General features: G+C 34.2%; 7 protein-coding genes and 1 other RNA gene. 2 read left to right on the forward strand and 6 right to left on the reverse strand.

From position 1 onward, the window contains the following. The 6 genes from TJ68_RS00270 to TJ68_RS00290 all read right to left on the reverse strand — a co-directional run. The coding region (locus TJ68_RS00270; RefSeq protein ID WP_040928120.1) for a dynamin family protein at positions 1–516 on the reverse strand (516 nt) is incomplete at its 3' end. Next, positions 516–1,637 carry a THUMP domain-containing class I SAM-dependent RNA methyltransferase gene (locus tag TJ68_RS00275; RefSeq protein WP_040928121.1) on the reverse strand — a complete coding sequence of 374 codons (1,122 nt, stop codon included), beginning with the start codon at positions 1,635–1,637 and terminating at the stop codon, positions 516–518. The genes TJ68_RS00275 and TJ68_RS00270, both read right to left, overlap by 1 nt. 84 nt (positions 1,638–1,721) lie before the next feature. Beyond that, positions 1,722–2,095, reverse strand: an RNA gene (gene rnpB, locus TJ68_RS08225) — RNase P RNA component class B. Between the two features lie 7 nt (positions 2,096–2,102). Then, positions 2,103–2,423 (reverse strand): cell division regulator GpsB, encoded by a 321-nt coding sequence (gpsB, locus tag TJ68_RS00280; RefSeq protein ID WP_040928122.1) that lies wholly within the window; start codon positions 2,421–2,423, stop codon positions 2,103–2,105. Between the two features lie 12 nt (positions 2,424–2,435). After that, positions 2,436–2,975, reverse strand: coding sequence for an SLOG family protein (locus TJ68_RS00285; protein ID WP_040928123.1), 540 nt, complete (start codon positions 2,973–2,975; stop codon positions 2,436–2,438). Next, positions 2,972–3,298: a hypothetical protein gene (locus tag TJ68_RS00290; RefSeq protein ID WP_052327217.1), complete on the reverse strand. Its 327-nt coding sequence runs from the start codon at positions 3,296–3,298 to the stop codon at positions 2,972–2,974. The genes TJ68_RS00285 and TJ68_RS00290 overlap by 4 nt, the downstream gene beginning before the upstream one ends. A gap of 90 nt (positions 3,299–3,388) precedes the next feature. On the opposite strand from TJ68_RS00290, the gene recU reads away from it, so the two are divergent. Together recU and TJ68_RS00300 are read left to right on the forward strand one after the other, a co-directional pair. After that, on the forward strand, positions 3,389–3,988 hold the full coding sequence (gene recU, locus TJ68_RS00295) for a Holliday junction resolvase RecU (protein WP_040928124.1): 600 nt from the start codon (positions 3,389–3,391) through the stop codon (positions 3,986–3,988). 4 nt (positions 3,989–3,992) lie between these two features. After that, entirely contained in the window at positions 3,993–6,278 is a 2,286-nt protein-coding gene (locus TJ68_RS00300; protein ID WP_040928125.1) for a transglycosylase domain-containing protein, read from the forward strand. The last annotated feature ends 44 nt before the right edge of the window (positions 6,279–6,322 follow it).

A 6,322-nucleotide genomic window follows, 5' to 3' on the forward strand; every position in this document is an offset into this window, starting at 1 on the left:
ACTTTCGACATGGTTATATTCGACTGTAAAAAATACATAGTCTGAGTTTAATAAGAATTTATGCGTACTTTCTTCGTGTGCTGATGTTTTTGAATCCACTCCTGGAGTATCTTGAAACACGAACGTATCATTGTATTTTTTACTATCATGCATAATTTTAACGTATTCAATCTCAACGTCTTTTTTGTTAATTTGTTTTACTTCACTTAAGTCATTAAGTTTTACATAATGATTTTTATCAATATAGACACGTGCACGTGTCTCATCGCTAATTTCTATTTGCACTGTTTTACTCGTCGTAGGAATCGGAGAAGAAGGCAACACTTCATCTTCTAATAAATAGTTAATTAAACTCGATTTCCCTGCAGAGAAATGTCCGATAAACGAGACGACAAATAAGTCATCATAGACTTTTTTAATCGTATAATCGATTTCTGACAAAAGTTGTTTGTTGTTAGATTTACTAATTTCTTTTCGAATCTTATATAAAATATTTAAAGTATCATCGTTTACCATTACTTCTTACCCCAGTACTGATAATAAGTTGTTTCAATATAGCCGTTAAATAATTTCCTTCTATGTGTTGCACGTTTTCCAATAATGATTTCAAATTCTTTATTAGACGTCATTAAATAAACGTTTAACGTATCGTTTTGTTCCATTAATTGTCCGATTTTGCGGTACATCTCTTCGACTGCTTTAGCCTCTCCGATACGTTCACCGTAAGGAGGGTTTGTGACAATTTGTGTATGATCTTTTAAATAATCGATATCATGGACATCTTTAACACTAAAATGTATTTCTTCTAACAGTCCGACTTCATCTGCATTTTGCTTCGATACTTCTATCATATGTTCGTCGATGTCACTCGCATATATTTCGACATCTTTATCGTATAGTGCATCATTTTCACATTGATTTCTTAACTCTGACCATAATTCTAGAGGGATAATGTCCCATTTTTCTGCGTCAAATGTTCGATTTGAACCAGGTGCGATGTTTTTAGCAATCATCGCCGCTTCAATCGCAATTGTTCCAGATCCACAAAATGGATCTACTAAAGGATTTTCACCTGTATAGTTAGCGAGTTGTAACATCGCTGCAGCAAGAGTTTCTTTAATCGGTGCGTCACCTTGAGCGACTCTATACCCGCGTTTATGTAACGCATCTCCTGACGTATCTATAGTGAGCAATGCTCTGTCTTTTAATATATTAATGTCTACTTTATAACGCGCACCTGTTTCAGGTAATTTACCATCGAGACTAAATGCTTCTTTTAAATGTTCAACAATCGCTTTTTTAGTAATTCGCTGTACGTCAGGTACAGAATATAACGTTGATTTATGTGAGCGACCTGTCACAGGAAAATTCGCATCAGGGCCTAAAATATCTGACCATGGTAAATCTTTGACGGCTTCAAAGAGACCATCAAACGTCGTGACTTTGAAATCTCCAATAATAATACGGATACGTTCTGCTGTTCGTAATTTTAAGTTCGTTTCGACAATTGTTTTTTCATCGCCTGAAAAATATACGCGTCCATTTTCTAAAGTCGTCTCAAGACCGAGTGACTCGATTTCATTTGCAACAACACGCTCAAGTCCCATTGGCGTGTTTGCTAAAAATTTAAATTTCATATTACGCATCCTTTTATATTGTTTTTATACATATTTAAAAAAGACTCTCCATATACATATACGGAGAGTCACCTAGCCCGGCTTCTCTATAAGCCATGTTCTGTACTAATGTGTTCTAACGTGCACTAGATTACACTCACACAATAGCGATAATCATCTGTCTATATTACTTACGTAATATCTCTTTCTTCTGTTGAATTCCAGAGAAAAAGTGCTCCTACCAAATTTGGATTGCTCACTCGAGGGGTTTACCCGTTCCACTTTTTACGTTTCCGTAAAACATCGTCACTGTGGCACTTTCAAGTTTTCTTTCATATCTTACGACTTAGAAAGTTAAACTGCCGTTAGCAAAAATTGCTACCTTGACTTATTGTTTCGTCAAGCACGAACACTACAATCATCTCAGACTGTGTGAGCATGGACTTTCCTCTAAGTTTCCTTAGCGATTATCCGATCCACCGGGAATTATTTACTTTGTCCAAATACTTTTTTCTCTAAATTAGAAAGACGTTTTAAAATATCGATATGTTGGTTTTGACTGTCTGACACATCACTACGTGAACGCGTCGCGACTCTAATTCTTAACTCTTCGATTTCTTTTTTTAAACGTTTGTTTTCTTCTTCAAGTTTTTGTAAGTTTTTGTTCATATCTGCCATACGCTGATAATCTGCAATGACATCATCTAAAAATGTATCAACTTCAATTGGTTGATACCCGCGAAGTGTTTTTTCAAATTCTTTTTCGAAAATATCTTTTGCAGACAAGTTAAGAGAGTATTCACTCATTTTTCTCACCTCTTAGTTGTCATATTGATAAGTGATAAAATCATTTAAATCATCAAATTGAATTCTTTCAATATTATAATCAGATTTGCTGCTATTTTCAAGTAAATCATCATATATGTACTTTAAATTAGATTCCGTAGATTCATCATAAAAAATTAACACATCTGTCGTATTGTCTATTAAAAACTGATTGATTTCTCTAAACATACGTGGACCTTCATAGTTGCGTTTATATACATACGAAGAAAACTCTGCATTTGATTCTATACTTTGTAAAATTAATTTGTCTTCTTCTTTAAATCGCTCGTCATACCCATAAAAAGGTTTTAAAATCGCATACTGAAAAGAATAGTCATCTTTTAAATCTTGTAGCACTTCTCCTGCGTACATATCAATACCAGGATAGTTTTGTAGAATGAACCACTCTGCCCCGTTTTCTAAGTACTCGATTATTTTCATCTTTAAAAAAGCTTTTAATACCTCGACTTCTTTTTGAGTATGACTAAATATACCGAGTTCATAACTTCTATACCCTAATATAAGTACTCTCATATAATCTCCTTAATTATAAAATAATTAAACCACATATTAATAAATTTAATCTTTTCATTATAGAGTCTTGGTTTTAACTCTTTTTTATGACAAGCCATTGCAAGCTCTGTTATCTGTCTAGAAAGTTTTAACCGTGTTGAGTCGTTAAAGTATCGATCAGTCGGTAATGACTCTATAAATGATGCGAGGGCATCTGCTTCTAATAGAAATGGTTGGATCTCATCATCAAAATGATACTCATACCCATCTTGTGCGAATCTGTATTTACGTTTTACGTCATCAATATATTTTAAAAGACACTCTTTAGTGTACTGTCTCTTCAACGTTATCATCCTTTAAAACATTAGATTTATGTATGTATATTATTGTATAATAACTAAACATGAATGAATATAGCCAAGGAATGATCTAATGTGAAATACCCTGCTGGTATTCAAAAAAGTAATGTCACTAGTAATTCAAGCAAGAAAAAAGTACAATATGGACATCGTGGGATGACACTTGAAAAAGATATTGACACGACAAATAAGTATTATTTAAATACGAATCGTGCGATTATTCATAAAAAGCCGACGCCGATTACTGTTGTAAATGTCGATTACCCATCGAGACAAAAAGCTAAAATTACAGAAGCATATTACAAAACACCATCTACAAGTGACTATAACGGTATTTATAGAGGGAAATATATCGACTTTGAAGTAAAAGAAACACGAAACGAAACACGCTTCCCTTTTATTAATATCCATGAACATCAAGTTGAGCATATGAGAAGATGTCACGAGCACGGTGGCATTGTTTTTATTATTATGAGATTTCATGCACACGACGAAGTGTTTTTATACCCGATTGAGAAGTTTTTAATCCACTGGGATAATTACAAGCTTAAGAACGGTAGAAAATCAATTCGTTATGAGGACGTAAAATGCGACAGTCATATTATTACAGAAAAATTTAATCCGCGCTTTGATTATCTTCAAGTGGTAGATGAATTATATTTTGGAATGAGGTAGCACAATGAAAGATCCTTTATCTAGAAATAAAAGGAATAAAACGAATAAGAAAACATTATGGAAACGAATTGCACTAATTTTTATGATGGCAGCTGTTTCTATCTTTGTTTTAGGGATAGTCGTATTTGCTTATTTTGCATCAACTGCGCCAGCATTTAGTGTTGAAAAGCTAAAAGACCCTATCCCTTCAAGAGTATTTGACCGTAACGATGAACTCGTTACAACAATATATCAAGGTATTGAACGTGAGTATATCGATATTACCGATACACCAGAACTTGTTACAGATGCAGTCCTTGCGGTTGAGGATAATAGATTCTATGAACATGGAGCGATTGACTTTAAACGTCTTGGTGGTGCTGTTATAAGTAACATAACAGGCGGATTTGGTTCTCAAGGTGCATCGACGATTACACAACAAGTTGTAAAACGTGCGTTTTTAACAGAAGAAAAAACGATTAAACGTAAAGCTCAAGAAGCATATTTATCGTACCGACTCGAGCAAGAATATGCGAAAGACGATATTTTAGAAATGTATTTAAATAAAATATATTATTCAGATGGTATTTACGGTGTAAGAACAGCAAGTTTATATTATTTCGATAAAGAACTCGATGACTTAAACTTAAAAGAAGCGGCTTATTTAGCTGGATTACCAAACTTACCAAACGTTTATAACTTATATGTAGACGCTGAAGCGGGTAATAAACGTGCGAACCAAGTACTCGCGCTTATGTTACACCACGGACGTATTACTGAAGATGAGTATAACGAAGGAGTAAATACTGACTTAACAACAAATTTAGTTGCAAGATCTGATGAAGAACGTTCTTCAACTGAACCGAAAGACCCACAATATGCATCATATATAAACGTGGTCAAGCAACAACTTGAACAATCAGATGAGTTTAAAAATATAGATATTTCAGAGCTACTCTCGTCTGGTATAGATATTTACACAAATATGGATGCAAATATTCAGCGTACGTTACAAAACACTGTAAACGATAGAGATTTTTTCTATGGTGATAAATTTAAAAGCGATGATTTTAATATCGCATCTTCAATAATAGACACACAAACTGGTGCCCTAATCGCAATTAGTGGTGGTAGAGATTATCAAGAAGTCGTTAAAGAAAACTTAGCAATCACTCAGCATAATACGGGATCTACAATGAAACCGATACTTTCATATGCACCAGCAATTGAAAATATGGAAGTGCCGACGAACTATACGATTCAAGATGAATACGAATATAGCCCAAAACATTTTGAAGGTAAAATTTATAACTATGATAATCAAGGTCATGGTACTGTCACGATACGTGATGCACTGCGTAAAAGTTATAACATACCAGCCGTTAAACTTTTTGAAGAAGTTCGTGAAGAATCAGGAGATAATGTACCTGAAGAGTTCGCAAGAGATTTAGGATTAGATTATTCAAAAAAATCTGATGGTAATTATACGTTAACATTTAACGATGTTCTCGGTGGTAACGAATCTAGATTTAGTCCACTTCAAATGGCACAAGCATACGCGGCCTTTGGTAACGGTGGAACGTTCAATGAAGCGGGAGCTGTTCGTTACATCATAAATTCTGAAAACGAGCAAGTTGATATGGAGTATGAAAGCCACGAAGCAATGAAAGACTCTACTGCGTATATGATCACTGATATGTTAAAAGGTACGTTCCAGCCATATGGAAGTGCCGATTATATTAATATGAATGGTTTAAATATCGCGGGTAAAACAGGAACAACATCTTATTCAGATAGTTTATTAACCGAATATAATTTACCTTCAAACGCTGCAAAAGATGCGTGGTTTGTCGGATATACTCCGGAATATACGATGAGTGTGTGGACAGGATTTACAAGTACTAAAAGAGACGGTGCGACGTCATTTGTCGGAACACAAGAACATATCACACCACAGTGGTTCTTCCAAAATATTATGACACAAATTAGCACGTATAACGGTCAAGACTTCACGATGCCAGAAAGTGTAATGAGAATTGGTGGAAATGAACTAGCCATTGTTAACAGTTCATACCAATCGAATCAAAATCCAATTCGTAGATATTATTACACAACTCCAGAAGTAGATAATAATTCAAAAGATGATAGCAGTGAAGACGAAACAAGTGAACCTGTAGATGAACCAGAGGATAGTGAAGAAAATAATTCAAATGATGAGAATGCTACTGACGGTACTGAAGGTGACACCGAAACTCCGGAAAGTGATAGTAACAATAACGAAAATCAAGATAATAGTAATACGAACGAGTAAAATTTAATACAAATAAAAAAGCAAAGTAATTTTTAAATTACTTT

Origin of the sequence: Nosocomiicoccus massiliensis, from assembly GCF_000438455.1 — a bacterium.
Taxonomy (GTDB): domain Bacteria; phylum Bacillota; class Bacilli; order Staphylococcales; family Salinicoccaceae; genus Nosocomiicoccus; species Nosocomiicoccus massiliensis.